24 protein-coding genes and 4 pseudogenes are annotated in these 24,458 nt (G+C 58.2%); 13 read left to right on the top strand and 15 right to left on the bottom strand.

Going from position 1 to position 24,458, the window contains the following annotated elements:
• The first annotated feature begins 160 nt into the window (after positions 1-160).
• Positions 161-547: a RidA family protein gene (locus KVG95_RS03650; protein WP_217854542.1), complete on the top strand. Its 387-nt coding sequence runs from the start codon at positions 161-163 to the stop codon at positions 545-547.
• A gap of 189 nt (positions 548-736) precedes the next feature.
• A pseudogene (locus tag KVG95_RS03645) lies at positions 737-946 on the top strand (DUF1028 domain-containing protein); the annotation flags it as partial.
• Here KVG95_RS03645 and KVG95_RS03640 read toward each other — a convergent pair.
• Positions 945-1,070 (bottom strand): annotated as a pseudogene (locus tag KVG95_RS03640) (LysR family transcriptional regulator); the annotation flags it as partial. The pseudogenes KVG95_RS03645 and KVG95_RS03640 overlap by 2 nt on opposite strands.
• Here KVG95_RS03640 and KVG95_RS29660 point away from each other — a divergent pair.
• Both KVG95_RS29660 and KVG95_RS03635 read left to right on the top strand, forming a co-directional pair.
• Positions 1,071-1,217: pseudogene (locus KVG95_RS29660) on the top strand (cytosine permease); the annotation flags it as partial.
• Between the two features lie 134 nt (positions 1,218-1,351).
• A complete protein-coding gene (locus KVG95_RS03635) occupies positions 1,352-1,744 on the top strand; it encodes a VOC family protein (protein ID WP_217854541.1) in 393 nt (130 codons plus the stop codon).
• A gap of 336 nt (positions 1,745-2,080) precedes the next feature.
• On the opposite strand, the gene KVG95_RS03630 is transcribed toward KVG95_RS03635, so the two are convergent.
• Positions 2,081-2,773 (bottom strand): formyl transferase, encoded by a 693-nt coding sequence (locus KVG95_RS03630; protein ID WP_225922897.1) that lies wholly within the window; start codon positions 2,771-2,773, stop codon positions 2,081-2,083.
• 522 nt (positions 2,774-3,295) lie between these two features.
• Here KVG95_RS03630 and KVG95_RS03625 point away from each other — a divergent pair.
• Complete coding sequence (locus KVG95_RS03625; RefSeq protein WP_183678331.1) at positions 3,296-3,514, top strand: PLD nuclease N-terminal domain-containing protein; 219 nt, start codon at positions 3,296-3,298, stop codon at positions 3,512-3,514.
• A 132-nt stretch (positions 3,515-3,646) separates the two neighbouring features.
• Here KVG95_RS03625 and KVG95_RS03620 read toward each other — a convergent pair whose 3' ends face one another.
• Positions 3,647-4,069, bottom strand: coding sequence for an HD domain-containing protein (locus KVG95_RS03620; protein WP_052963016.1), 423 nt, complete (start codon positions 4,067-4,069; stop codon positions 3,647-3,649).
• 15 nt (positions 4,070-4,084) lie between these two features.
• Positions 4,085-4,474 carry a hypothetical protein gene (locus tag KVG95_RS03615; RefSeq protein ID WP_217854539.1) on the bottom strand — a complete coding sequence of 130 codons (390 nt, stop codon included), beginning with the start codon at positions 4,472-4,474 and terminating at the stop codon, positions 4,085-4,087.
• Positions 4,475-5,068: 594 nt separating this feature from the next.
• On the opposite strand from KVG95_RS03615, the gene KVG95_RS03610 reads away from it, so the two are divergent.
• The gene (locus KVG95_RS03610) at positions 5,069-5,362 is read left to right on the top strand and encodes a fructose-bisphosphate aldolase (RefSeq protein WP_217854538.1); all 294 of its coding nucleotides are present in this window, start codon (positions 5,069-5,071) and stop codon (positions 5,360-5,362) included.
• Between the two features lie 130 nt (positions 5,363-5,492).
• Here KVG95_RS03610 and KVG95_RS03605 read toward each other — a convergent pair whose 3' ends face one another.
• The 8 genes and pseudogenes from KVG95_RS03605 to KVG95_RS03570 all read right to left on the bottom strand — a co-directional run bounded on the left by KVG95_RS03605 (position 5,493) and on the right by KVG95_RS03570 (position 15,466).
• Complete coding sequence (locus KVG95_RS03605; protein WP_217854537.1) at positions 5,493-7,253, bottom strand: isocyanide synthase family protein; 1,761 nt, start codon at positions 7,251-7,253, stop codon at positions 5,493-5,495.
• Positions 7,254-7,280: 27 nt separating this feature from the next.
• Positions 7,281-7,997 (bottom strand): HAD family hydrolase, encoded by a 717-nt coding sequence (locus KVG95_RS03600; protein ID WP_217854536.1) that lies wholly within the window; start codon positions 7,995-7,997, stop codon positions 7,281-7,283.
• On the bottom strand, positions 7,997-8,992 hold the full coding sequence (locus KVG95_RS03595) for an isocyanide synthase family protein (protein WP_217854535.1): 996 nt from the start codon (positions 8,990-8,992) through the stop codon (positions 7,997-7,999). The genes KVG95_RS03600 and KVG95_RS03595 overlap by 1 nt, the downstream gene beginning before the upstream one ends.
• Before the next feature lie 175 nt (positions 8,993-9,167).
• Positions 9,168-9,629, bottom strand: a pseudogene (locus KVG95_RS03590) (GNAT family N-acetyltransferase); the annotation flags it as partial.
• 300 nt (positions 9,630-9,929) lie between these two features.
• A complete protein-coding gene (locus KVG95_RS03585; RefSeq protein ID WP_008011722.1) occupies positions 9,930-10,478 on the bottom strand; it encodes a cupin domain-containing protein in 549 nt (182 codons plus the stop codon).
• 547 nt (positions 10,479-11,025) lie between these two features.
• On the bottom strand, positions 11,026-12,309 hold the full coding sequence (locus tag KVG95_RS03580; RefSeq protein ID WP_217854533.1) for an NAD(P)/FAD-dependent oxidoreductase: 1,284 nt from the start codon (positions 12,307-12,309) through the stop codon (positions 11,026-11,028).
• 52 nt (positions 12,310-12,361) lie between these two features.
• Positions 12,362-13,852 (bottom strand): aldehyde dehydrogenase, encoded by a 1,491-nt coding sequence (locus KVG95_RS03575; RefSeq protein WP_217854532.1) that lies wholly within the window; start codon positions 13,850-13,852, stop codon positions 12,362-12,364.
• 237 nt (positions 13,853-14,089) lie between these two features.
• Positions 14,090-15,466 carry a glutamine synthetase family protein gene (locus KVG95_RS03570; protein ID WP_217854531.1) on the bottom strand — a complete coding sequence of 459 codons (1,377 nt, stop codon included), beginning with the start codon at positions 15,464-15,466 and terminating at the stop codon, positions 14,090-14,092.
• 280 nt (positions 15,467-15,746) lie between these two features.
• Here KVG95_RS03570 and KVG95_RS03565 point away from each other — a divergent pair, with 280 nt between their 5' ends.
• From KVG95_RS03565 to KVG95_RS03545, 5 genes are all read left to right on the top strand, one after another.
• Complete coding sequence (locus KVG95_RS03565; protein WP_217854530.1) at positions 15,747-16,508, top strand: gamma-glutamyl-gamma-aminobutyrate hydrolase family protein; 762 nt, start codon at positions 15,747-15,749, stop codon at positions 16,506-16,508.
• 372 nt (positions 16,509-16,880) lie between these two features.
• Positions 16,881-18,023, top strand: coding sequence for a polyamine ABC transporter ATP-binding protein (gene potA / locus KVG95_RS03560; protein WP_030128944.1), 1,143 nt, complete (start codon positions 16,881-16,883; stop codon positions 18,021-18,023).
• 29 nt (positions 18,024-18,052) lie between these two features.
• Positions 18,053-18,934: an ABC transporter permease subunit gene (locus tag KVG95_RS03555; RefSeq protein WP_217854940.1), complete on the top strand. Its 882-nt coding sequence runs from the start codon at positions 18,053-18,055 to the stop codon at positions 18,932-18,934.
• Positions 18,931-19,815, top strand: a complete 885-nt coding sequence (locus KVG95_RS03550) for an ABC transporter permease subunit (protein ID WP_030128946.1) — start codon at positions 18,931-18,933, stop codon at positions 19,813-19,815. Before KVG95_RS03555 ends, KVG95_RS03550 begins: the two co-directional genes overlap by 4 nt.
• Before the next feature lie 245 nt (positions 19,816-20,060).
• Complete coding sequence (locus tag KVG95_RS03545) at positions 20,061-21,158, top strand: polyamine ABC transporter substrate-binding protein (RefSeq protein WP_052963027.1); 1,098 nt, start codon at positions 20,061-20,063, stop codon at positions 21,156-21,158.
• A gap of 229 nt (positions 21,159-21,387) precedes the next feature.
• On the opposite strand, the gene thpR is transcribed toward KVG95_RS03545, so the two are convergent.
• A complete protein-coding gene (gene thpR / locus KVG95_RS03540; protein ID WP_217854529.1) occupies positions 21,388-21,963 on the bottom strand; it encodes an RNA 2',3'-cyclic phosphodiesterase in 576 nt (191 codons plus the stop codon).
• Positions 21,964-22,089: 126 nt separating this feature from the next.
• On the opposite strand from thpR, the gene KVG95_RS03535 reads away from it, so the two are divergent.
• Positions 22,090-22,284, top strand: a complete 195-nt coding sequence (locus tag KVG95_RS03535; protein WP_217854528.1) for a hypothetical protein — start codon at positions 22,090-22,092, stop codon at positions 22,282-22,284.
• 14 nt (positions 22,285-22,298) lie between these two features.
• On the opposite strand, the gene KVG95_RS03530 is transcribed toward KVG95_RS03535, so the two are convergent.
• Positions 22,299-22,652: a DUF1428 domain-containing protein gene (locus KVG95_RS03530; protein ID WP_217854527.1), complete on the bottom strand. Its 354-nt coding sequence runs from the start codon at positions 22,650-22,652 to the stop codon at positions 22,299-22,301.
• A gap of 16 nt (positions 22,653-22,668) precedes the next feature.
• A complete protein-coding gene (locus tag KVG95_RS03525) occupies positions 22,669-23,730 on the bottom strand; it encodes a hypothetical protein (protein WP_217854526.1) in 1,062 nt (353 codons plus the stop codon).
• Positions 23,731-24,188: 458 nt separating this feature from the next.
• Here KVG95_RS03525 and KVG95_RS03520 point away from each other — a divergent pair, with 458 nt between their 5' ends.
• Positions 24,189-24,452 (top strand): hypothetical protein, encoded by a 264-nt coding sequence (locus KVG95_RS03520; protein ID WP_217854525.1) that lies wholly within the window; start codon positions 24,189-24,191, stop codon positions 24,450-24,452.
• Positions 24,453-24,458: the final 6 nt, after the last annotated feature.

Raw genomic sequence — 24,458 nt, 5'->3', positions numbered from 1 at the left:
TCTTGGGCAGAAAGGTACAAGCGTGTAACGATGTGCGCCATCATGTATGCAGCGCTGTATGCAGATTAGTTTTGAACGAATTGAGCTGTCAACAGGCTTGCGGAGATTTTTTCAGGAAAGTGACTGAGCGGTCGGATGGCCAACCCATACCCGTAGTCGCATGTTCAACACCAAGGAAACCTACCCGAACCAGAACCTGGACAATGACCTGTGCCAGGCCGTGCGGGCCGGCAACATCGTTTATGTTCGCGGCCAGGTCGGCACCCATTTTGACGGCAACCTGGTGGGCCTCGGTGATGCCCGTACGCAAACCGAACAAGCCATGCGTAACGTCAAACAGTTGCTGGAAGAAGCCGGCAGCGACCTCAGCCACATCGTGAAAACCACCACTTACCTGATCGACCCGCGTTACCGCGAACCGGTGTATCAGGAAGTGGGCAAGTGGCTTAAAGGGGTGTTTCCCATTTCGACCGGGTTGGTTGTGTCGGCACTGGGGCAGCCGCAGTGGTTGATGGAGATTGATGTGATTGCAGTGATTCCTGAGTAAGCAGGTACACCGCGCCGTAGCCATCGCAGGCAAGCCAGCTCCCACACGATCCGCGTCGTACACAAATCTGTGACCACCGAAGATCCCTGTGGGAGCGGGTTTGCCCGCGATGAGGCCAGCACAGCCCCCCCTCAGCCAAGGCTAAACAAGGAGCGAAACCATGACCTTCTCCATCGCCGCCCGTTGCCCCTCGCGCCTGCCGAGGCGTTGGACAAGGTTTTGACCCGCAACGGCTACAGCCAATACCGACAGATCACCGCGATTGACCACCTCGGCCGCACCGCACACTTCAGCGGCTCGGAACCCCTGGGTAACCACAACGCCGTGACCGGCGAACAATGCGTGGCCGCTGGCAACATGCTCGCGGACCGTGCAGTGATCAAGGCCATGGTCAAGGCCTGCTGGCGGTCAGTGCCTGCACCAACTCCCGCAGCTCACCATCGCGAATCCGGATCTCCACACCCGGCCAGCGCTCTTTGAAACCGGCGATCAAACACGGCAGATACAGCGGCGCCACTGTTTCGGACCGATTTCGGAACACACCAATGGGGCTGACTTGTCTTGAGTGGTGGGGTTGTTGGTGACTTCGCCGTTGTACTTCTGGTTAGCGAGTCGGGATAGTGCTTACAGGTGTCGGTTGACGAGTGGGAAATTGGCTACCGGTGTGTAAGGGATAGCGCGCACCGTCCAAACGTAAAAACCCCGCACTGAGTTGCGGGTTTTTCTGTTTGAATCAGTCAAGCGAGTTACCTCCAACTTCTGCTAGATTTGCCGGCCCAATGGCACGACAAGGAATGTTCGCACATGAAATTCGGCTACCTGATCATCTACGTCCCGGACGTCCCCACCTCACTGCAATTCTTTGAAACAGCGTTCGGAATCACCACCCGATTCCTCCACGAATCCAACACCTACGGCGAACTCGAAACAGGGGAAACTGCTCTGGCCTTCGCCGCCGATGAACTCGCGGCGATGAACTTCAGTACGGGTCACATCTCGGCCCACGCCTCCGTCAAACCATTGGGTATGGAAGTTGGCCTAGTGACCGACGACGTCGCCGCCGCCCACGCCAAAGCGCTGAACGCCGGCGCCACCGAAATAGCCGCCCCGCTCGTCAAACCTTGGGGGCAAACCATCTCGTACGTTCGCTGCCCGAATGGCACGCTGGTGGAGCTTTGCACTCCAGTTCAGGCTTGAGCGACAGGCAAAAAAAGGAGGCTAGAAACACCGGGGCAGACCACGATTTCAAAAACTGTTGAGCGGAAAAATTGTGGTCTATCCCGGTATTTCACGAGCATCAGTTTCGAACACCATTGTCATATGCACCACCCGTGAAATGTCCCATACAGGGCATTTCCCTCATTCGACCTGACCAGTCATTTGCATCGGATTTGACCAGCACGATTTGTGGGCATGACCGGCAGAGAACGACCCAACACAGACGTTGAGCGACGCCAACCTTTTGCGGCGTCGTTTTGAGCTTTTCAATGCTCCAGCAACAAGGCCTCAGTAAGCCATGCCGCCGTTCAGCTCTCAAGGAGCGCTTATCCGCAACGGAAATCCGTACGATTCGAAAAGATCCCAAACGTCCTCGCGATCGAAGAGCCGCCACCCCAGTGTCGTGAACTGCATCAGGTCATCCTCGCCGGGAAAGGAGTAGTAGGCCCCGGCAGATGGATCTTGAGACGTCCCCGTCATGGGCTCATCGCGCTCCAAGCGCCTGATTGCGTTCATGATGAGACGCGCGCCTGGTTGATAAAGTGAAAGGATGTGCCACAGCAAGGAGCGCTCCTTTTCGACTGCCACACGCGCAGTCTCAATGATGCGACCGACATCAATGCCGGGACTGTCGATCCAATGGAGAGTACAACCGATCTCCGGGTCCCCGTTCAGCAGCGCCCGGAAGGTCGCGAGAACACCTCGATATTGAGGCAAGAGGCCAGAGTGAAGATTGAGGACGCCGCGTGGCGGAATTGCCAACGCTTCATTCTTCAGGATTTGACCAAAGCGGATTGAGATGAACAGATCCGCTCCCGCATCCTGCAGCATTTGCAGGCCCGCAGGATCCCTCAAGCTGGGCAATACCCGCACAGGAACCCCAAAGCGTTGCTGCAGTTCTGCAAAACCGAATCGATGCCCGCTGCTAACCTGGTCGCTCGATCCGATTAACCCAGGGGTCAAGGCATTGAAGAAGTCCTGCTCGATCAATGCCAGTTGTCCGAGCATGCGTGGCACCTTCCTGCCCGATCCCACTCTCTCCGAGAGGAATATTCCCACTGTGCTCTCGTGAATCTCGGGCAACAGGAAATTGAGAGTGAGATTGCTCTCCACGTCCCGGTTCACCAAAAAAGCGATTCGCAACTTCAGACCTCCTCCGGCAGACCTGCCTTGAGATGCAGCAACGGCCAATTCAACACAAGCGGATCGATCCCATTTCCATTGTTTTGCCACGACGTATGGACGGAAGGCCCGATCTGCTCGATCAATTCCGGCATCAGACCTAGCATAGTTACTATTTCGTCATTGTTACGCCCCTAGCAGCTCCTGGCCGTTCTCTGCCGATCATGGTTACAAAGCGTGCTGGTGAAATCCGATGCAATCGGTGGTCAGAACGAATGCAAATGACTGGTCAGGTCGAATGCAAACGGGTGGTCAAGTGGAGTGCAATTGCGGTCCCAAGCCACCGCAAATTTAATGAACCCCGCCCCCACCCGCTCGCCTAACTGAATGACTATCAGGAGGTGACGAATGCAAATCGAAACAATCTGGATCGTGCTCGCAGCAGTACTTGTACTGATTGAGTTGTGGGCGATAAATCGGGTGCGAAAAGCCGAAGGTAAATCGAGCAACAAACTGGTGTGGATGGTGGTGATCGTGTTTGTGCCGCTATTCGGGCTGATCGCATGGGCCTTGGCGGGACCGAAGCACATTGCACAGACCCCGCACTCACCGCAGGCCAGACAATAACGCCGGACGGCGTGCGGTAACGATCTGAGAACTGCGCAATTTCAAAGAACAAAGCCCTGATGATGCGGGGCTTTGTCGCTTCTGGCTGGAACACCTCCGGCACTCACGCCGGCGACGCGGTGCCAACACTCACTACGAACGCAACACCCCGATCGCCCGCCGATACTTCTCAACGCGCTCCAGATCCTCCCAGGATGGCTGGGCAATCCGCGACAAGTCGCTGTTCTCTTCCAGATCCGCCAGTTTCACCACCCGGCCAATCGGGTTCTGCGCCACGCGCTCGACAAACTCCTCGTAGGACTCGTCCGGCACCTTGGTCACCGATGCAATCGCCATCAGCACCGTTTCGCTGAAGCCTTCGTTACGCAGATCGTCGAAGCTGATGCCGCAATCCTCGACCACGTCATGCAGCACCGCGACGATGCGCTCTTCCAGCGTGTTCACCCGCAGCATGACTTTCAGCGGATGCAGGATGTAAGGCGCGCCGCCCTTGTCCACCTGCCCCTCATGCGCCGCCGCGGCGATGGCAATGGCGCGTTCCAGTGTCTGACTCATGGGATTCTCCTCAGGTTAAACGCCGTAACGGCCGCTGAAATGAATGTTGCGTTTGAACCAACCTGCAATCGCTTTCCACCGCCCCACAGGCTTGGCGCCCTCAGCGTGGCATTCGAGAATCATCGACACCAGCGTCGCCTGATCGACACCCGGATTACCCTCCACCAGTTCAGCGACCCAGCCACAACCGGACTTCTGCACATGCAGACGCCACTCACCCGGCCAAGCCTCAAGCCCCGACACCGCCAACCACACTGCCCCGCCCTGCTCGCAATGACCGCCACCGATGGACTGCTCGAAACAAAAAGGCGTGTCCGGCCGGGAAAGGTCGATGTGGAAGAGGTAAATGTCCTGGGTTTTGCGCTGTGGCGTGGGGGCGTTGTTGCGGCTGCCGATTTCGATCATGGGGTGCGTTCCATCCTTGAATTCCCGTTGGCTTTCAGTCTACGACGGTGGTGATGCTGAACGGAAGCAAGCGTCCTTTCCACCGAAAACCCGCGCCTGATAGCACGATGAGCGCGCGGCCAGGATTTTGAAGTCTGAGAATCTTGTAGGAAACAACTGTTTGTGGCGAGGGAGCGTGCTCCCCCCGGGATGCGAAGCAGCCCCAAACCCTGCTAGCTCGTTTCCTCAGATACATCGCAACGCCCGGTTTTGCGGCGGCTGCGCCACCGAGCGGGGGCAAGCCCCCTCGCCACAGTGACCGCGTGTGGTCCTACAGCCCGGTTGCGGCTATCAAAATCGCTGCCTAGAGTGGGTCTGTCGCTGACCGCAGTTAGCGATAGGGTTTCGCAGCCCCAAGAAGAGATGTCCTTCACCGTCGAATGAAAACTCTGGCAAAATTCGCCCGAGCTTCATTTCATGGCGGTTGTACGTGGGAGACTTTCGAGTCTGCCGGGTTTAGGTCATCTCTCGGTCTGCGAACCCGCGTACATCTGCCACCCAATTGTTTCGCAGCGAAAAGGTGGTACCTCTATTTACTTCCTTAGAGAACTACCAATGACCACGAACAAACCGCCTCGCCGCGTCACCCCCATGTCCCACTTCGCCACCGACCACCCCGTCCTCCTCATCGACGCCGACGTTCCACTGCGCGAACTCCACAACTGCCTCAGCGAACGCCTCAGCGCCGTCCTCAAATACCTCAACCTCATGGCCTGCACCAGCCTGCCGGACTACGCCGAGCATGACATCAACACCGTCACCAACATTGCCCGGATCATGGTTCAGGATGTGAGCGATGTGTTTCGGGTGATTGAGCAACGTGGATTTGATGCGCCTAAAGGTCAGTGATCAGATTTGAGCCGTAAGGAAACCCGCGTCGCTGCGGGTTTTCTAGTCTTGAGCGATTCGGGACTTCATCGCGCAGTGATGGGGATTTCCTGCAAGGCCCTGTCTCCAGGGCCTTGCAAGACAACAGCGATCAGTAAACCTGCACCCGCCACAACTCCCGCGACGAAGAACCCGCCGACATCGGCAGCCTTCCATGCAGCGTCCGATAGTTGTCGATCAGCACCAGATCACCCTCACTCCATTGATGGGCAATCATGCACTCCGGGTCATAAACCAGCGAGTTGACCTGTTCGAGCAGCGCCTGTTGAGCTTCCTCATCATGGTCCTGCACAGACTGGCTCAGGGTCTGCAGTGTCGAGTCGGTGCCTTCTTGGTAACGCAGGATGAGTTCGCCGCTGCGGGGGTGATGATCCACCAGGCTGTACATGCGCGGCGAGCCACCGAAGTAGGTCATTTTGGTGTAGTAGGTGATGTTCACGTTCTGCCATTGTCGGGCGACTTGCTGCCCGACTTTACGCAGTACGTTTCGGCTGTCGACGATGGTGGTTTGGCCCTCGCCCGGTTGCGGCGCTGTCTTGCAATACAGCATGAATTTGCTGGCGCAGAATTTCGGATTGCGCTGAACCTGTGCGTCGCTGTCGGGCAGCATGTTCAAGTCCCAGTGCAAAGGCGTTTTCTCCAGCGAGTGCACCACGCCTTGCGGTTTGTCCGTGGGTTTGACCACGTGCACGGCGCCGAAGGCCCATTCGTACAGCGTGCCGAAACGTTCGCAGCTGCGAGCAAAACTGTCCTGGTCGTCGAAGCGGCAGCCCTTGAGGCAGACGAAACCGAAGGTTTCCACCAGTGCCTCCAGCAGGCCCGTGGACAGTCGTTCGAAACCCAGCCCCAACGGGTCTCGCACCACCAGGCCAAAGAGCGGAAGTTTTTGCAGTTCGTATTCGAAGCCTTTGGCCTGCGGGTTTTCTGTTTGGTGGTAGAGCCACGGCCGACCTTGCCAAGTGACCAGCACATGGTGGTCGAGGTCGACCTGCGCGCGTGCGCGAAGGCTCTGGCTGCCATCGATGTTGCACACCGGCACGGCATGCCAGGGGCTGTCGACACGGGTCAGCCCTTCGGCCAAGCCGAAGGTGAATTTGGGCCCGGCATTGCTGTATTGATGGACCGACAATCGAATGTCATCGCCGAAGAAACGATCCACTGCCGCATTCAATGCCTGCCCTCGATACATCATTTGGTAGGCTTTGAAGTTGATTTGCTGCAGGTACTCGTCCTCACTCTGCCCGTCTTCACGGCACAGACGCAGGTCGTTGTAGAGGTGACTGCAGAGATGGTCATGCGCCTGGCTGAGGGATTCATCGTGCCGGCTCTGCTCGATCAGATCCCCAAGATTTTTCCAGGGCAGACGGGCCTGCTTGATCAGGCTGGCGCGAACCGACTCGGCACTTTGGGCCTGAGGGAACAGGTCTTCCATGCTGACCCACTGAATCGTATGGGTGGTGCACAGTTCACGCAACGCCCGGTTGTAGGTCTCGCGAACCTCGTCGGCCACCCCGACGATGTCATTGAAGGTCGTTCCGTCACTGAGGATCGACACCACACAGCCCGGTGCGTGCAACGCGGCGATGGCTTGGCCAAGTTGGTCGAGGCGCTCGATGGCGATGACTTCGCCATAATCCGGCAACACGCCGAATGTCTGGTCAGTGGCGTTCGGCGACTTGCAGGGAAAGCCTGGCAGCACCAGACGCACCGGCAGGCTCTGATCGAAGTAATGCCCCAGGCGTAGCGCGAGATGCGCTCTGCCTTGTGTGTCGAAACAATCATCCGTGCCTTTGAGCAGATAGCCCGCGAGCAAATCGCTGACGGCAGCGATCCATGCGTCTCTATGTTCCATAGAACAACTTCCTTGAGAGTGTGTGTATCAATAGGATTTAACGGTGTCGCCATGCTCGTTGAATACAGGCGCTGTAGCGCAGACTTGCTGCAGAATGCGCAGCAATCCGGCTGGCTGTTCACAACAGAAGTTCGGGGCCTGGGCCTGCAATGTTGGGGTCAGGCCATATCCCCAAGTGACCGCCGCCGAGTACATGCCTGCAGCACGGGCGGTCTTCAGATCGATCTCGGTATCGCCGATGAACAAACAGCGTTGTGGATCAACCGACAACTGCCGGGCGGCTTCCCATGCCACATCCGGCTGAGGTTTGAGCGCCCTGCCCGCGCGATGCCCCAGAATCGTCCCGAAGGTATTCTGTGGAAGCAGTGCATCGGCTACTTGCCGGGCCATTTCCTCGGTCTTGTTGGTCACGATTGCCAGCGGCACGTGTAACTGGCGACAGCCTTCAAGCAAGGCAAGCACACCGCTGAATGGCCGGGAAAATTGAACAAGGTTGTTTTGATACAGCGCCACATAGCGCTGGTGCATAGCGACCGCATCGGCAATGCCAAACCGCGCGGCAACCTGCTCGATCATCGCCGTGACCCCGCCGCCGATGTAACCCCGCACTGTTTGCGCCGTCTGCGCCGGGCAACCGTGTTCGAGTAACACTTGGTTCAGGCACCAGGTGATGTCCGGCAGGGTGTCGACCAAGGTTCCATCCAAATCGAAGAGTACGGCTTCGACCCGCAACCGAGACGCCATCATTGAGCACTGGCGTAGTGACAAGGACGCCCCTTGCGGAACACCAGGCGGTGGTAGCGCTCATCGACATTGCTGCGTTTTTCGAGGGTGACCACACCCCGTCGCTTGATAGCCACCGAATGCCAGGGCGTACGCCACAGGTCACTGGTTGGCACCAACCGGATACCGATTTTCGTCGACACCGCCAGTTGCGGGTGAATCGACAGGCGCAGGCAATGCGGGTAGCGCGCCTGTAACAGCGCACTCCAGGCTTCACTGCGCTGGATCACCCGCTGCGAGGCCGGCTTGGCGACTTTCTTCACCGCATTAAGACTCATGCCGGCGAATACTTTGAGCCCCGAGTAATCCTCGGACAGGAAGCGATGGATGCCGCAGTACATCAACATCATGTGCGGATCATCCTTGAAGCGCTGCTGCAACAAGACCAATGACTGGCCGTGCTCGATCATCATTTCCTCACGCATGGCGTCCAGACAATCAAGCGGAGGATAGGCATCCCTGAGATCGAAATGGGCGAACGTGCCGGGATAATGCTGTTCGGCGTAGTCCTGGATAGCGTCGGTGTAGGCCTTAACGTCTGCATCGGGAACATGCACCAAGTCAGAGAACACATAGCCATCGGAGCAGATATGAATCAGCGCTCCCGGTGCGTAGATCTCCTGGATCTCATTGCACAGGCGGTGTAACTCGTCGATTGCGTGATGTTCAGCAAGATCGGGTAGATGGCTGAGGGTTTTCTTGCGACTCGGCGATTTTCCGGGAAAGGCTGGCAAGACCATTTCGACCTTGCGACCGCTCTCGACCGCCTGCATTACTTTCGCCAGATGGGGTTCCAGCACCTGCAACGAAAGTTCGTGATCCTGCCCCGGGGCAAGGCTACGACGTCGAAACAGGCATTCGAGGATTTGCTGGGCAATGTGCATGTGCGCGATGTTCTGATGCTCGTGCACCAGCTGACCGCACACCTGTTGAGCAACGGTGTTTGAACCCTGCATAGACAATCCCTTGTGTGGTGAATAACGGCCATTTTTTGACCGTCAGCAGATATGCCTTACCTGCGGGCGGCTAAATTCCTACAAGTCGTTAGGGCTGTCAATCGTGGCAATCAGGAATATTGCGGGCTGCACGAGCTCCTCCGGGTCTGCTGTCGGTGAAGCAATCAATTCTGTCTAGTGCTTTCACCATCGGCACACAAGCCAGCTGAAGCCCGGAGGGCGAATGGTAAATAGCAGGTTCGTCACCCACGAAACCGCAGCGCCGGTAAAAGTCAGCTGCGCTCAACGTGGCGTCCAGATTGACCTCCTTCAGCCCCAAATCCCGCGCCAGGCATTCAAGGTAGTTCAAGACTCTCAAGCCAATGCCTCGCTGCATAAAGCTCGGTAGGACAAAGATCGCGCCGATTTCGCTCCTCTCCAAATCAAGCATTCCTGTCGCCACCGGCTCACCCTGAATACAGCCCAGATAAAAGTGTTTATCCATCAGGTCGCTATACCCGTCCTTGGCTGCTCCTGCCGTCCAGGCCAGCATTTGCTCCGTGGTATAGGCGCCGATGCATTGGTGTCGTATCGCTTGAAGGCGAATGTCGAACGCCGTTTGGGCATCGCTGTGCGTGGCGCGTCTAATCTCGAACATTTCATTCTCCGTTAGCCATCGGTAGACGGAGAACTAAAAAGCCCCGTCCATTTCTGGCGGGGCCTTGGGTGATTACGTCAAATTCTGTGAACGCATGACCTCATGGCCCGCCGGAAGCGGTCATGTAGGAGCACATCATGTTCATGCGGCGTGTGTAGGTCATGGGCCGATAGTGTTTTGGATGATCCGGGTTGTCAATTGTGGAGCGCAATGATTAGGAACAGTACCCGGATTTACGACTGCTTCGCAGCCGAACGCAGCCTTCGGCAGCTGCTACAGATTTGATGTTCGCTATCGGTATCAGAAGTTAGCCGGGGTGTTGGCGCTAATGATCTCCGCCTCATCCGCCCCGATATTGCGAAACCGATGCGGCAGCGTCGTCGGAAAGTAATACCCATCCCCGGCATTCAGCACGCTAATCTGCCCATCAACGGTGAGCTCAACCGTGCCACGGGTTACGAGCCCACACTCCTCCCCTTCAGCATGCACGATGGGTTCTTCGCCAGAACTCGCCCCAGGCGCGTACTGCTCGCGCAAAAGCCGCATCTGCCGACTCGGTACCGAAGCGCCAATCAGCAACAACCGCAGACCATGACGGCCGAGATCCGGCTGTTCATTGGCGCGGAACACGTATTGGTGTTCGCGAGGCGGTTGGTCGAAGGTGAAGAAGTCCGCCAAGGACATGGGGATGCCTTCGAGCAGTTTTTTAAGGGAGCTGACGGAGGGACTGACGCGATTCTGTTCGATCAGGGAAATGGTGGCATTGGTGACGCCGCTACGCCGGGCCAGCTCGCGCTGGGACAGTTTGTAGCTTTCGCGTACTAATTTGAGTCGTGAGCCCGTGTCCATGACAGCCTTATGCGAAGAATACTTAAGGGGTAATGGGGGTGGGTGGCGGGCGACTGGTGGCCGCGGATTACGCCGTTTCCCGTCCCGGAACCGTGGAAGGCGGGTATTAAATCACGTTTGCTGGTGTTGCTCAGCAGGTTCGATAAACGGCTATGAAAAAAGCCCGGCGGGCCCTTGATGCCGGTCGGTCAGATGCGGGAATTGTGGGAGTGAGCCTGCTTGCGATGGGGGTGTATCGGGCGATATTGATGGCGGCTGATATGGCCTCATCGCGAGCAGGCTCGCTCCCACAGTTTGGTCCCGGTTGACCACCCATTTGGTGTGCGACCTGGATCTCTGTGGGAGCGGGCTTGCTCGCGAAGAGGCCATCACATTCAACATTGATGGCGACTGAGCTACCGCTTTCGCGAGCAAGCCCGCTCCCACAGTTGATTGGTGTTGTTCGCAAAATTTGTGTATGTCACCAATTCCCTTGTGGGAGCGGTACCCTGCCATGACTGGCATTGGCCGGCGGTACATTTTGGGATGGCCGCCGGTAAGGTTCTACTTAGATGCCGAATCGATCGCGCAGCGCGTAATACGCGGCGCCCATGGCGGTGAGTGGGGCCTGGAAGGTGCGGCCGCCGATCATGGGCATGTGCGGGAGCGAAGCGAAAGCATCGAAGCGTTCGGCGTCGCCGCGGATCATTTCCGAGATGAGTTTGCCGGCCAGGTGTGAGCAGGTGACGCCGTGGCCGCTGTAGCCTTGCATGTAGTAGGCGTTTTTTTCGATGCGGCCGAATTGCGGCATGCGGGACATGGTCAGCAGGAAGTTGCCGGTCCAGCGGTAGTCGATTTTCACGTCTTTGAGTTGCGGGAAAGTTTTGAGGATTTTTGGTTTGATCAGTTGTTCGATGTCGTCGGGCTCACGGGCGCCGTAGACCACGCCGCCGCCGTACAGCAGGCGGTTGTCGGCGGTGAGGCGGTAGTAGTCGAGCAGGTAGTTGCAGTCTTCGACGCAGTAGTTGTTGGTGATCAGGCTGCGAGCGACTCGTTCGGACAGCGGCTCGGTGACCACGATTTGCGAACCGCAGGGCATGCTTTTGCGCGTGACGCGGTTGTCGAGGTCTTGAGGCAGGTAGGCGTTGCCGGCGATCAGCAGGTACTTGGCCCGCACCACGCCTTTGGCGGTGCGCACGGTGATCGGTTCGCCGTAGGTGATTTCCACGGCGGCGGACTGTTCGTAGATTTTGCCGCCCAGGCTGATGATCGCGGCGGCTTCGCCGAGGGCCAGGTTCAGCGGGTGGATGTGGCCGCCCTGCATGTCGAGCAGGCCGCCGACGTAGTTGTCGCAACCCACTTCGCGCTTGATGTCAGCCGCGTCGAGCATTCTCAGGTTTTTGTTGCCGTAGCGCTCCCAGCTGCTCTTTTGCTCGGCCAGGCCGTTGAGTTGCTTTTTGTTCAGCGCTGCGAAGATGCCGCCGGGACGGTAGTCGCATTTGATGTCGTACTCTTTGATGCGCGAACGGATGATGTCGGCGCCTTCAAAGATCATGCTGCCAAGCACTTCGGCGGTTTTGTCGCCGTAGCGTTCTTCAATGACATCGACGTCGCGGCTATAGGAGTTGACCAGTTGGCCGCCGTTGCGACCGCTGGCGCCGAAGCCGACTTTGGCGGCTTCCAGTACGGTGACGCTGTAACCCGCTTCGCTGAGGAACAGCGCCGAGGACAGACCAGTGTAGCCGGCGCCGATCACGCAGACGTCGCATTCCACCAGCTCTTCAAGAATTGGGAAGTCAGCTGTGTGATTTCGGGTTGCGGCGTAGTAGCTGTTTACATGTGATTGTTTCATAGGTTTCTCCGATGGCCGCAAACTCTCGCCTGCGACCGCCGCTGTAAAAGTGTTAGAGCTTGATCCAGGTCGCTTTGAGTTCGGTGTATTTGTCGAACGCATGCAGCGATTTGTCCCGGCCATTGCCCGACTGCTTGAACCCGCCGAACGGCGCGGTCATGTCACCGCCATCGTACTGGTTGACCCAGACGCTACCGGCGCGCAAACCGCGAGCGAAGGTGTGGGCCTTGCTGAGGTTGCTGGTCCAGACACCGGCGGCCAGACCGAAGATGCTGTCGTTGGCGATCTGCAGTGCTTCTTCAGCGGTGTCGAAGGTGATCAACGACAGCACCGGGCCGAAAATCTCTTCCCGGGCGATGGTCATGGCGTTGGTCACGCCGTCGAAAATTGCCGGTTCCACGTACAGGCCACCGGTGCCTTCGAGGGTACGGTTGCCGCCAGCGATCAGTTGTGCGCCCTGGTCTTTGCCGACCTGGATGTAGCGCAGCACGTTGTCCAATTGGCGCCTATCGACGACCGCGCCGACGGTGGTTTCAGGATCGAGGGCATGCCCCGGTTTCCACGCTTGCAGTGCTTCCACCAGCAGCGGAATGAACTGCTCGCGAATCGAGCGCTCCACCAACAAGCGCGAACCGGCGGTGCAGACTTCGCCTTGGTTGAAGGCAATCGCACCAGCCGCTGCTTGTGCTGCTGCGCGCAAATCCGGCGCATCGGCGAACACCACGTTCGGGCTCTTGCCGCCCGCCTCCAGCCAGACCCGTTTCATGTTGCTTTGCCCGGCGTAGATCAGCAGTTGCTTGGCAATTGCGGTCGAGCCGGTGAAGGCCAGCACGTCGACGTCCATGTGCAACGCCAGTGCCTTGCCGACGGTGTGACCGAAGCCCGGCAGGACGTTGAACACGCCTTTGGGGATGCCGGCGTCGAGGGCCAATTGCGCGATGCGGATGGCCGTCAGTGGTGACTTTTCTGAAGGCTTGAGGATGAACGAATTGCCTGCCGCCAGGGCCGGGGCGAATTTCCAGCTGGCCATGATCAGCGGGAAATTCCACGGCACGATGGCGGCGACCACGCCTGTCGGCTCGCGGGTGATGAGGCCGAGTTGGTCGTGGGGTGTGGCGGCGACTTCATCGTAGATTTTGTCGATGGCTTCGGCGCTCCAGCGAATCGCGTTGGCGGTCGCTGGGATGTCGATGCTCATGGAATCGCTGATCGGTTTGCCCATGTCGAGGGTTTCGAGCAGCGCCAGTTCTTCCTGGTTTTGCAGAATCAGATCGGCGAAACGAATCAGGACGCGCTTGCGCTCGGCGGGGGGCAGTTTGGCCCAGATGCCGGATTCGAATGTGCGGCGTGCAACCTGCACGGCGGCATTGGCGTCGGCTTCGTCGGTGCTGGCGATGTTCGCCAGGAAGCGGCCGTCGACCGGGCTGATGCATTCGAACGTATCGCCGCTGAGTGCCGGGCGGTATTGGCCGTCGATGAATGCGCGGCCTTCTAGTGTGAGGGACTGGAAGCGTTGTTCCCAGTCGCTGCGAGTGTTTGTCATTGTTGTGACTCTACGCAGAGGAATAGTTGATCGTTGGATTGATGCCAACCAGTTAAGTATCAGAACACCGCAATCCCCTGTGGGAGCGGGCTTGCTCGCGAAGAGGGCCATCACATTCAACATTGATGGCGACTGACCCACCGCTTTCGCGAGCAAGCCCGCTCCCACAGGGGTTGGCGGTGTACACATGATTTGTGTACGCCCACCTTTCATCCTTGATTGACGGTTTTTAGCCAATCAAACCGTGTGCAAGTACCAGTTGTACTCAAGATCGGAGATGGAGTTTTCGAACTCGGCCAGTTCGCTTTCCTTGCACGCCACGAACACGTCGATGTACAGCGGGTCGATGTAGCGCGCCATGACTTCGCTGTCGTCCAGCTCGCGCAGTGCATCGCGCAGGTTGTTCGGCAGGCTTTGCTCGTTCTGCTCGTAGCTGTTGCCTTCGACCGGGGCGCCCGGTTCGATTTCGTTGGTCAGGCCGTGGTGAATACCGGCCAGCACCGACGCCATCAGCAAGTACGGGTTGGCATCGGCGCCGGCGACTCGGTGTTCGATGCGCACGGCATCCGCCGAACCGGTGGGCACACGCAGCGCCACGGTACGGTTGTCGATGCCCCAGCTTGGCGAGTTCGGTACATAGAACTGCGCGCCGAAACGGCGGTACGAGTTGACGTTCGGGCAGAGGAACGCCATCTGCGCCGGCAGGGTCTCGAGCACACCGCCGATCGCGTGACGCAGTGCGGCGTTCTGCTCGGGATCCTCGCTGGCAAAGATGTTGTTGCCTTCTTTGTCGAGAATCGAAATGTGCACGTGCAAACCATTGCCCGCCTGGCCCGGATACGGCTTGGCCATGAAGGTGGTGTCCATCTCGTGGTCGTAGGCGATGTTCTTCACCAGACGCTTGAGCAACACCGCGTAGTCGCAGGCCTTTATAGGGTCGGAGACGTGGTGCAGGTTCACTTCGAATTGCGCCGGGGCGCTTTCCTTGACGATGGCGTCAGCGGGAATGCCCTGCTCTTTCGCGCCTTCGAGGATGTCTTGCAGGCAGTCGACGTATTCGTCCAGATCGTCGATCAGGTACACCTGAGTCGAGTGCGGACGTTTGCCGGACACCGGCGAACGTGGCGACTGCGGACGACCGTTCACGTTGTCCTGGTCGATCAGATAGAACTCCAGTTCGAACGCTGCGCAAATGGTCAGGCCCATGTCATCGAACTTGCTCACCACCTGACGCAACACTTCGCGCGGATCAGCAAAGAACGGCTGGCCTTCGAGTTCGTGCATGGTCATTAACAGCTGCGCGGTCGGGCGCTTCTGCCAGGGTTCGATGCTGAGGGTATTGGGGATGGGGAAGCAGATGCGATCCGAGTCGCCGATGTCCAGACCCAGGCCGGTGCTTTCCACCGTAGAACCGTTGATGTCCAGGGCAAACAGTGACGCCGGGAGGTTAATGCCTTTTTCGTAAACCTTATGAAGACTGGTGCGTTCGATGCGCTTGCCGCGCACCACACCGTTCATATCCGCAATCAGAAGGTCGACGTACAAAACCTCAGGATATTTCTTAAGGAATGCGTTTGCTTCGTTGAGTTGAACGGCACGCAGAGGGACCGACATGATGCACCTATTAGCTGTTAATTATTATGTTCACTACCCTTTCACGAGCCCAGTCAATCCGAAAGGCAAAGTGAAGTCAATAGCGAACACTTGGCCTTTCAACCTTTATTTTCTGGCCTTTTTTGGGGCCGCGAGTGCCAGATCAGTCTTGCACGCCACGTAATTCCTGAAGATAAGATGCCCGGCGTTTAGAATTTTTTACATGAGAGTTGTTAATTAAAATCAACAAGGCTAAGCTCCGGAAAAGCTCGTTCAAGTGTGAAACTTCGAGGTGATAAAAATGGCATTCAAGCCATTGATCGGCGTTACTGCGTGCATCAAACAGATTGGCCTGCACCCCTACCACGTCAGCGGCGACAAGTATTTGCGTGCTGTCAGCGTCGCGGCTTTGGGGTTGCCCGTGGTCATTCCTTCCTTAGGCGATCTGACCGAAATCGATGACCTGCTCGCGCAGCTCGACGGTCTGTTGCTGACCGGCTCGCCATCGAATGTGGAACCCTTCCACTATCAAGGCCCGGCCAGTGCCCCCGGCACGGATCACGATCCGGCGCGGGACGCCACCACCCTGCCCTTATTGCGCGCAGCCATCGCCGCCGGTGTTCCGGTGCTCGGCATCTGCCGGGGCTTTCAGGAAATGAACGTGGCGTTCGGCGGCAGCCTGCATCAGAAGGTGCACGACCTACCCGGCTACCTCGATCACCGCGAAGCGGATCACCCGGACCTGGCTGTGCAATACGCGCCTGCTCATGCGGTCAACGTGCAGCGGGGTGGCGTGTTCGAAGCGCTGGATTTGCCGCAGGTGTTCCAGGTGAATTCGATTCACAGCCAGGGCATCGACCGGCTCGCTCCTGGCCTGCGCGCTGAAGCTGTCGCGCCGGATGGTTTGATCGAGGCGATCTCCGTCGAGCACAGCAAGGCCTTCGCCGTCGGCGTGCAATGGCACCCGGAATGGCAGGTGCTTTCGAATCCCCCCTATTTGAGTATTTTCCAGGCGTTTGGCGACGCGTGCCGGCAACGGGCGGCGCTACGTAATACGCACTGACTTCAAAAAGCATTCAACGATTTAACTGCCCCCGTGAGTCTGGCGGGCGTGCCTTTGCGCGCCGGTCGCTCACGTAATAGATGAACCGCAATAACAACAAGTACGACCAGGCAGCCAGGATGGCGGTGCCGAATAAGCCCGATCGGTATGGGCCAGTGATTCAAATGCAAATCCCCTTGTGGGAGCGGGCTTGCTCGCGAAGAGGGAGTGTCAGTCGACATCAATGTTGCCTGATACACAGCCTTCGCGAGCAAGCCCGCTCCCACAAGGGGGCCGCGTTCTGGCTGACTGGCACCGTACGGCTTGGGCTTGCAATCAACTACTAAGTCAGGCCGCGTTGGCCCGACGACTGAAACCTGTTGGGAGTTTCATATGGCAAACGCCTCCAGCATCTACAGGAAGGCTCTTGAAGGTCACCAGGCACCGAAAAAGGTGTTGGTGAAAGTCGACCGCGTCACCAAGAAATTCGACGAAACCACCGCCGTGGACGATGTGTCCCTGGAGATCCATCAAGGGGAAATCTTCGCCCTGCTCGGCGGTTCCGGCTCGGGTAAATCGACGCTGCTGCGCATGCTCGCCGGCTTCGAGCGCCCGACCGAAGGGCGGATTTTGCTCGACGGTGTCGACATCACCGACATGCCGCCGTACGAACGGCCGATCAACATGATGTTCCAGTCCTACGCGCTGTTTCCGCACATGACGGTGGCGCAGAACATCGCCTTCGGCCTCAAGCAGGACCGTTTGCCCGCCAGCGAAATCGACGCCCGTGTCGAAGAGATGCTGCGGCTGGTGCACATGACCCAGTACGCCAAACGCAAACCCCATCAGTTGTCTGGCGGCCAGCGTCAGCGTGTGGCACTGGCGCGCTCCCTGGCCAAGCGGCCGAAGCTGTTGCTGCTCGACGAACCGATGGGTGCACTGGATAAAAAGCTGCGCTCGCAGATGCAACTGGAGTTGGTGGAAATCATCGAGCGGGTCGGCGTGACCTGCGTGATGGTGACCCACGATCAGGAAGAAGCCATGACCATGGCCGAACGCATCGCCATCATGCATCTGGGCTGGATCGCCCAGATCGGCAGCCCGGTCGACATCTATGAAGCCCCGGTCAGCCGCATGGTCTGTGAGTTCATTGGCAACGTGAACGCCTTCGACGGCACCGTGGTCGAGGATCTAGAAGGTCACGCGATCATCCACAGCCCGGACCTGCAACAGAAGATCTACGTCGGCCACGGCGTGAGTACCTCGGTGCAGGACAAGTCGATCACCTACGCCATCCGCCCGGAAAAAATGCTGGTCAGCACCCTCAAGCCCGAGACCCGCTACAACTGGTCCGAAGGCAAGGTGCATGACATCGCCTACCTCGGCGGCCACTCGGTGTTTTACGTGGAATTGCCCGGCGGCAAGATCGTCCAGTCGTTCATGGCCAACGCCGAACGCCGTGGCGCGCGCCCGACCTGGGACGATCAGGTTTACGTGTGGTGGGAAGACGACAGCGGCGTGGTACTGCGCTCATGAGAACCTTCAATCAGCAGTTCCTGCGCCTGGTGCCCAGCGGCCGCAAACTGGTCATCGGCATTCCGTTCCTGTGGTTGTGCCTGTTTTTCCTGTTGCCGTTCTTCCTGGTGATGAAGATCAGCTTCTCGGAAGCAGCCCTGGCCATTCCTCCCTACTCCGAGATTTACACCTTCGCCGAGCAGAAGTTTCAGCTGCTGCTGAACATCGGCAACTACTCGCTGCTGACCGAAGATGAGCTGTACATCTCGGCTTACTTCGGCTCATTGAAGGTCGCGTTTTTAAGCACGCTGATGTGCCTGGTGATCGGCTTCCCGATGGCCTACGCAATCACCAAGGCCAACAAGGAAACGCAGAACGTTCTGCTGCTGTTGATCATGATGCCGACCTGGACCGCGATCCTGATCCGCGTCTATGCGTGGATGGGCATTCTCAGCAACAACGGTTTGCTCAATGCGTTCCTGATGTGGACCGGGCTGACGTCGCAGCCGATCGAGATCCTCAATACCAACACGGCGGTCTACATTGGGGTTGTTTACGCTTACTTGCCGTTCATGGTGCTGCCGCTGTACGCCAACCTGGTGAAGCACGATCACAGCCTGCTGGAAGCGGCGTCGGACCTGGGCTCGAGCAACTTCAACAACTTCTGGAAAATCACTGTGCCGCTGGCCAAGAACGGGATCATCGCAGGTTGCATGCTGGTGTTCATTCCGGTGGTCGGTGAGTTCGTGATTCCGGAACTGTTGGGCGGTCCGGAAACCCTGATGATCGGCCGCGTGTTGTGGCAAGAGTTCTTCAACAACCGCGACTGGCCGGTGGCGTCCGCCCTGGCGGTGGTGATGCTGGCGATCCTGATTGTGCCGATTCTGCTGTTCAACCGCAGCCAGGCCAAAGAGATGGAGGGACGGGGATGAAACGCTTCGGATTTTCAAAGTTCATGCTTATTTTCGGCCTGTCGTTTATCTACCTGCCGATGCTGATTCTGGTGATCTACTCGTTCAACGCCTCGAAACTGGTGACGGTGTGGGGCGGCTGGTCAGTGAAGTGGTACGTCGGCCTGCTCGACAACTCGCAACTGATGGGCTCGGTGGTGCGCTCCCTGGAAATCGCCTGCTACACGGCGATTGCCGCCGTGGCGTTGGGCACCCTCGCCGCTTTCGTGCTCACCCGTGTGACGCGTTTCAAGGGTCGCACGCTGTTCGGTGGTCTGGTGACGGCGCCGTTGGTGATGCCGGAAGTGATTACCGGTCTGTCGCTGTTGCTGCTGTTCGTGGCCATGGCGCAGTTGATCGGCTGGCCGCAGGAACGTGGCCTTGTCACGATCTGGATCGCGCACACCACGTTCTGTGCAGCGTATGTGGCGGTGGTTGTATCGGCGCGTTTACGTGAGCTGGACCTGTCGATTGAAGAAGCAGCCATGGACTTGGGTGCGCGTCCGTTCAAGGTGTTCTTTCTGATCACCATCCCGATGATCGCGCCGTCGCTGGCAGCGGGCGGCATGATGTCGTTTGCCTTGTCGCTGGATGATTTGGTGCTGGCGAGTTTCGTCTCCGGCCCGGGCTCGACGACGTTGCCGATGGAAGTGTTCTCGGCGGTGCGTCTGGGCGTGAAGCCTGAGATCAATGCCGTGGCCAGTCTGATTCTGCTGGCGGTGTCGATCGTCACGTTCATGGTCTGGTATTTCAGCCGCAAGGCCGAAGCCACGCGCAAACGGGCGATCCAGGAAGCGATGGACCAGACCGCCAGCGAGTCGTGGCAGCAACCGAAAAACCAGCGAGTTGAGGCGACGGCTTAGTGCTGCGGTGCAGTTTACTGAACACCATCCTGTGGTGAGGGGGGTTACCCCCGTTGGGTCGCGAAGCGGCCCCCAAACCTGCAACCGAGGTGTATCAAGCACACCGAATTCGCTGGTTTTACGACTGCTTCGCAGCCGAACGGGGGCAAGCCCCCTCGCCACAAAAAGCTCCCTCGCCACAGGTTTTGTGTTTACTGCACTTTTGCTTTGCGTATTTGAATAAAAAAGAAAATGGAGTTGTACCGATGAAAATGTTTGGCAGGACTCTGCTGACACTGTCCTTATTGGGCGCAATGGCTACCGGTGCCCAGGCCAATGACAAGGTATTGCGCGTCTACAACTGGTCGGATTACATCGCCCCGGACACCGTCAAGAAGTTCGAAGACGAGACCGGCATTCGCGTGACCTACGATGTGTTCGACAGTAACGAAACCCTTGAGGCACGCTTGCTGGCCGGTAAATCCGGCTACGACATTGTGGTGCCGTCCAACAGTTTCCTGGCCAAGCAGATCAAGGCCGGCGTGTATCAGCCGCTGGATAAATCGAAGCTGCCGAACTGGAAAAACCTCAACCCGGTGCTGCTGAAAAACGCCTCCGCCAGCGACCCTGACAATGGCCACGCTTTCCCGTACATGTGGGGTTCGATCGGCATCGGCTACAACCCGGCCAAGGTCAAGGAAGTGCTGGGCACTGATGCGCCGGTGAACTCCTGGGACTTGCTGTTCAAACCGGAAAACGCTGCGAAGCTCAAAGCCTGCGGCATCAGCTTTCTTGATTCACCGACAGAAATGCTCCCGGCCGCCCTGCACTATCTGGGCTACCCGGTGAATTCTCAGGACAAGGCGCAGATCGCCGAAGCCGAAGCGCTGTTCATGAAAATTCGGCCGTCGGTGGCTTACTTCCATTCGTCGAAGTACATCTCCGACCTGGCCAATGGCAACATCTGCGTCGCCGTCGGTTACTCCGGCGACGTGCTGCAAGCCAAGGCCCGTGCCAAAGAAGCCGGCGACAAGGTGAAGATCGAATACAGCATTCCGAAAGAAGGCGCCGGCAGCTTTTACGACATGGTCGCCATCCCGCGGGACGCGGCCAACGTCGACAACGCCTACCTGTTCATGAACTTCCTGATGCGCCCGGACATCATCGCCGAAGTCACCAACAGCGTCGGTTACAGCAACGCCAATGCGGCGGCCACGCCGTTGGTGGATGAAGCGATTCGAAGCGACCCGGGTTCCTACCCGCCGCAAGCGGTGATGGCGACGCTGTATGCCATTCCAGATATGCCGATCGGTATTCAGCGGGTGATGACCCGGGGCTGGACGCGGGTGAAGCTCGGCAAGTGATTCAAAATCGGACACCACGGACCAAAATGTGGGAGCGGGCTTGCTCGCGAAGGGGCCATCACATTCAACATCATTGGTGACTGACCCACCGCTTTCGCGAGCAAGCCCGCTCCCACAGGAGTCCGTGCTGGAACGATCAGTGGCAAGGTTTCAACCATTTTCCGTTCACGCAGCGCCTTACCACCGCTGCGCTCCTCTGAAGAAGAACGGCTTCACCTGGCTTCCTCGGTTAAGGTGAATTTCGGGCGCCCTCGGGCGCCTTTTTTTGTGTAGAAATCAGTGGCCATTCGGCCAGCGCCCGGTACCGGCCTTTATGGGATTCGAACAAGGTGAAGCGGTCAGCACGCAGGAAAAATTCTGGTGGCGTAGCGGATTCGGGGACTGGTGACCGGTAGTCGCGCATCAGGGTTAAATGCGGGCGAAATTCCCGACGGGTGTCTTCAAAGCCAAACGGCAACATGGCCTGCTCCAGCGCATACACCAACCGCAGCAACTGCGGTTCTGCCTGCTCGGGCGCCAGCAACAAAACCCCGGAGCGACGCCAGACTTCCAGTCGATCAAGCACAACCGTCAAGGGCATGCCGGGCATCTGGACATTGGCGGCGGCCTCGCAGACGCCCGCTATCTGCGCCATCCCCACCGTGCCGAGAAACAGCAGCGTCAAATGAAAGTTTTCCGCCGGCACCGGGCGCCCGACATTGAGCTCCAGCGCGTTGCGCCATTGGGCGATGGCCCGGCGTTGTTCGGGGGCGCAGTTCAGGGCGAAGAACAGCCGTTTGAACGGAACACGGGTTTCATCGCTCATGTTTGCCACCTCAAGGCTTCGGGAACCCTTTGATTTTACAAAGGGATACCACACCAGCAAGTGCATTTCTGGCACGTGCCGGCATGCGCGTTATAGTTGAAGCAACCGAATCAATGGGAGGGCGCCATGCGTCAGATCATCAGCAAAGAGCCATGGTGGGCCGTGCCACCAAAACCCGGCCAGGATGAGTCCGAGCTGGAATGGGGCTGGCTGGTTCACTACAACGAAGGCGAGCCGCGTTTCGAGTTCATCAAGGAGCGCCCCTCGGACAGCGAGATTCGTAACCGCAAGAGTTGCAGGACCGCCCCGACGTCAGAGTGATCCTGCGGTTCCCGTCAGGCTTTCACGATCATATCGAAACCGCCAAAAATCATGCGCTGACCGTCAAACGGCATTGGATTGACGTCGGGTTGCATCCGCGGATCGCTCATGAGTTTCGCCATGCCGGCGTCACGGGTGGCCTTGTCCGGCCAGACGATCCAGGAAAACACCACGGTTTCGTCTTCCTTGAGTTTTACTGCCATGGGAAACGAGGTCAATTTGCCATCGGGCACGTCGTCTCCCCAGCATTCGGCGAGGCTGAGTGCGCCGCTTTCCTTGAAGATTGCGGCAGCGGATTGCGCGTGTTGCTTGAATTTTTCACGGTTGGCGGTGGGTACTGCCGCGACGAAGCCATCAACGTAAGCCATGATCGTTCTCCTCGGGTTATGGGTTGATCTGCTGGGTAGTCGAATCAGCGTGGCTAAAATCGACAGTGCCTGTATCCAGACCGACCGACGGCTCGACGGTCTCCTCCAGGCTGCCCTCAATTTGTCTGGCCATGTACAGCGTTCCAGCCATGACGCCGGTTGCGGGGTTATCCACCAGCTTCACCCATGCCTTGTCGAACGAATTGCCCAGACTGCTGCGAATCAGTGCCTCGCTGTCAGGCCGATCGTTGGCCTGAATAATCGCGCGCACCCCCGCCACCCCCACGGAAATCAACGCCCCGGCCGCCTTCCCCGCCACTGCCGCCACGGCACTGGCCGCGCCTCGGGGGGCCATTTCGGCTTGTATTCGTCGGCTGGCACGCTTGGCCACTGGCGCCATGCCGGCATCCGTCGAAGCAATGCCCTTCTCGCCGCCCGCGGTGTGGATCTTCTCGATCAGCGCCTGGTAGGCCGGCAATTTGCTCAGTTCGGCATGCACCACCTGATATAGCGAAGCGTCACGGGCGCTTGGCGGGCCTAGCGAAATAGCCGGGATTTTCTGAACGCGACCGTTGAGCTGCGCCATTGGCACGCCATGACGTTTGGAAATAACTTCGAGTTGCTGCCCCATCAGTTGCACATAAAACTCTGTCGCCTGGCCGAGGACCGCGTCGGGATCGATCTCCACCGCCACCGGTTCCAGTACTCGCCGGTGATATTGCTCCAGCAGATAGGCCGCCAGGCGTTTGGTCGTCGCATCCTGCTCGTCTCCGGCATTGATGGTGTACCAGCTGACTTTCATCGACAGCCATTCCTGGGTCCAGTAGCTGCTGAACCACGGAATGAAGACTTCTTCGGTTTGCTGATAAACCCGGGTGCGCCAATGCTCCATGGACCCGCGGGCGTAGACCCTGGCCTGTTCGGTGGCCTGCTGTGAAGCGGCGACAATTTCTCGGTCTACTTGCTGCCAGGTGCTCTGGGATACCACTACTGGCACCACGATTACCGGGGCACGCGTGGGCGTGGCGCATCCCGCCAATATCACCAACACAGCGACGATCAGCGAACGCAGGTTCAAGATCGCGGTGTCCTACAGACTTCGCCGAACGGAGTGTCCGGACGCTAAAGAGCGTGCTGATTTGAGTATAGGTCGGGGACATGGGCCGTCCGTCAGTTGAATGGGTGGCGCGCTCAAGGACGCCTTCGCGAGCAAGCTCGCTCCCACACTTAATCACCGCCGGACACAAGATTCCCATACGCAGGAGATCCAATGTGGGAGCGGGCTTGCTCGCGAATAGGCCCTCAAGACCACCGAAGATCACCACCATCATTCACATCAATATTCACCATCGCCACGAACGCTTTCCGCAAAAAAACCGTCAGGTGCAGGATTAACCTCATCCCCATTTTCAACCCCGCACCGGAGGGGCAAACCATGTTGATCCATCTCCTGACCTGCCTGGCCCTGACGGCCGTCACTCTGACCTTGTTTTCCCGCTTCGTGCTGGATATCGGTCAAACCGAGGAGCCGAAATCATGATCCATTTCATCAGCCTCGCCGTCAGTTTTCCGGTGTTCGGCAGCAACTACTATTCGCAACAGGTCGTGTCTCGCAAAGCAGTCGCACTGGTGTTCGACGAGCACTTCGAGGCCTTGCTGATGCCGGCAGCGGCCAACCACTTCAGTAACGAAGTGGTCGGGCTCAATGATCAGTTCCGCTTTTTGAACGATGTGCTGGTTGAGCATTTGCTGGAGACTGAAATGGCTCAGCATTCGTCGGGACAAGCGTTCACGTTCTGACACGCT

Origin of the sequence: Pseudomonas farris, assembly GCF_019145235.1 — a bacterium.
GTDB classification, from domain to species: Bacteria; Pseudomonadota; Gammaproteobacteria; order Pseudomonadales; family Pseudomonadaceae; genus Aquipseudomonas; species Aquipseudomonas farris.
Note: the sequence above shows the minus strand (reverse complement) of the source record. Positions and strands in the feature narration are given on the sequence as shown.

What these genes read in the sequence shown, in the direction of transcription:
- KVG95_RS03650 (WP_217854542.1), top strand. Translation starts at nt 161, where the DNA reads ATGTTCAACACCAAGGAAACCTACCCGAACCAGAACCTGGACAATGAC.
- KVG95_RS03635 (WP_217854541.1), top strand. Translation starts at nt 1,352, where the DNA reads ATGAAATTCGGCTACCTGATCATCTACGTCCCGGACGTCCCCACCTCA.
- KVG95_RS03630 (WP_225922897.1), bottom strand. Translation starts at nt 2,773, where the DNA reads ATGCTCGGACAACTGGCATTGATCGAGCAGGACTTCTTCAATGCCTTG.
- KVG95_RS03625 (WP_183678331.1), top strand. Translation starts at nt 3,296, where the DNA reads ATGCAAATCGAAACAATCTGGATCGTGCTCGCAGCAGTACTTGTACTG.
- KVG95_RS03620 (WP_052963016.1), bottom strand. Translation starts at nt 4,069, where the DNA reads ATGAGTCAGACACTGGAACGCGCCATTGCCATCGCCGCGGCGGCGCAT.
- KVG95_RS03615 (WP_217854539.1), bottom strand. Translation starts at nt 4,474, where the DNA reads ATGATCGAAATCGGCAGCCGCAACAACGCCCCCACGCCACAGCGCAAA.
- KVG95_RS03610 (WP_217854538.1), top strand. Translation starts at nt 5,069, where the DNA reads ATGACCACGAACAAACCGCCTCGCCGCGTCACCCCCATGTCCCACTTC.
- KVG95_RS03605 (WP_217854537.1), bottom strand. Translation starts at nt 7,253, where the DNA reads ATGGAACATAGAGACGCATGGATCGCTGCCGTCAGCGATTTGCTCGCG.
- KVG95_RS03600 (WP_217854536.1), bottom strand. Translation starts at nt 7,997, where the DNA reads ATGGCGTCTCGGTTGCGGGTCGAAGCCGTACTCTTCGATTTGGATGGA.
- KVG95_RS03595 (WP_217854535.1), bottom strand. Translation starts at nt 8,992, where the DNA reads ATGCAGGGTTCAAACACCGTTGCTCAACAGGTGTGCGGTCAGCTGGTG.
- KVG95_RS03585 (WP_008011722.1), bottom strand. Translation starts at nt 10,478, where the DNA reads ATGGACACGGGCTCACGACTCAAATTAGTACGCGAAAGCTACAAACTG.
- KVG95_RS03580 (WP_217854533.1), bottom strand. Translation starts at nt 12,309, where the DNA reads ATGAAACAATCACATGTAAACAGCTACTACGCCGCAACCCGAAATCAC.
- KVG95_RS03575 (WP_217854532.1), bottom strand. Translation starts at nt 13,852, where the DNA reads ATGACAAACACTCGCAGCGACTGGGAACAACGCTTCCAGTCCCTCACA.
- KVG95_RS03570 (WP_217854531.1), bottom strand. Translation starts at nt 15,466, where the DNA reads ATGTCGGTCCCTCTGCGTGCCGTTCAACTCAACGAAGCAAACGCATTC.
- KVG95_RS03565 (WP_217854530.1), top strand. Translation starts at nt 15,747, where the DNA reads ATGGCATTCAAGCCATTGATCGGCGTTACTGCGTGCATCAAACAGATT.
- potA (WP_030128944.1), top strand. Translation starts at nt 16,881, where the DNA reads ATGGCAAACGCCTCCAGCATCTACAGGAAGGCTCTTGAAGGTCACCAG.
- KVG95_RS03550 (WP_030128946.1), top strand. Translation starts at nt 18,931, where the DNA reads ATGAAACGCTTCGGATTTTCAAAGTTCATGCTTATTTTCGGCCTGTCG.
- KVG95_RS03545 (WP_052963027.1), top strand. Translation starts at nt 20,061, where the DNA reads ATGAAAATGTTTGGCAGGACTCTGCTGACACTGTCCTTATTGGGCGCA.
- thpR (WP_217854529.1), bottom strand. Translation starts at nt 21,963, where the DNA reads ATGAGCGATGAAACCCGTGTTCCGTTCAAACGGCTGTTCTTCGCCCTG.
- KVG95_RS03535 (WP_217854528.1), top strand. Translation starts at nt 22,090, where the DNA reads ATGCGTCAGATCATCAGCAAAGAGCCATGGTGGGCCGTGCCACCAAAA.
- KVG95_RS03530 (WP_217854527.1), bottom strand. Translation starts at nt 22,652, where the DNA reads ATGGCTTACGTTGATGGCTTCGTCGCGGCAGTACCCACCGCCAACCGT.
- KVG95_RS03520 (WP_217854525.1), top strand. Translation starts at nt 24,189, where the DNA reads ATGATCCATTTCATCAGCCTCGCCGTCAGTTTTCCGGTGTTCGGCAGC.